We start from the raw sequence: 807 nt of genomic DNA, 5'->3' as shown, positions 1-807 counted from the left end.
AACCGTATCTGTTTCTGAGAAATCATCATTGATTTCGTCCATTTCCAGAACGATGTCGTATGGTACTTTCGCTTCTGCAAGTAGCACGTTCATGTGACCAGGCAGACGACCCGCGACAGGGTGAATACCAAAACGAACTTCAATACCTTGTGAACGAAGTGCATCAGTAATTTCATGCACCGGGTACTGCGCTTGCGCTACTGCCATGCCGTATCCCGGAGTGATGATTACTGACTTCGAATTTTTCAGCATTTCAGCCACTTCTTCAGCAGTGGTTTCACGGTGTTCGCCCTGCTCTTCATCACTTGAAATGATAATCTCTTGACCAAAGCCACCAGCAATAACACTGATAAACGAGCGGTTCATCGCTTTACACATGATGTATGACAGAATTGCACCTGAAGAACCAACCAAAGCACCTGTTACGATCAATAGGTCGTTTGCAAGCATGAAACCTGCTGCTGCCGCTGCCCAACCTGAGTACGAGTTAAGCATAGAAACAACAACTGGCATATCCGCGCCACCAATGGATGCGACTAGGTGGTAACCAAATGCGAACGCAATTAACGTCATCACGATAAGCGCGAACATGCTGCCATCTGCTTTTACGAAGTAGATCATTAGAAGCGTTGAAACTACGATCGCAGCCAGATTCATTTTGTGCTTGTGAGGAAGGTTCAGTGGAGACGATGAAATCACACCACGTAACTTACCAAACGCAACAATAGAGCCAGTGAACGTTACAGCACCAATGAATACACCAAGGAAAACTTCGACAAGGTGGATAACATGCTCTGCATGCGTTGC

1 protein-coding gene is annotated in these 807 nt (G+C 46.2%); it reads right to left on the bottom strand.

Annotated features, from left to right (window positions below):
- Positions 1–807 (bottom strand): NAD(P)(+) transhydrogenase (Re/Si-specific) subunit beta (locus tag R7Z49_RS24285; RefSeq protein ID WP_318112264.1); only part of this gene is annotated, 807 nt, incomplete at both ends.

It is taken from the genome of Vibrio sp. 1562, assembly GCF_033340155.1.
In the GTDB taxonomy this organism is placed as follows: domain Bacteria; phylum Pseudomonadota; class Gammaproteobacteria; order Enterobacterales; family Vibrionaceae; genus Vibrio; species Vibrio alginolyticus.
Note: the sequence above shows the minus strand (reverse complement) of the source record. Positions and strands in the feature narration are given on the sequence as shown.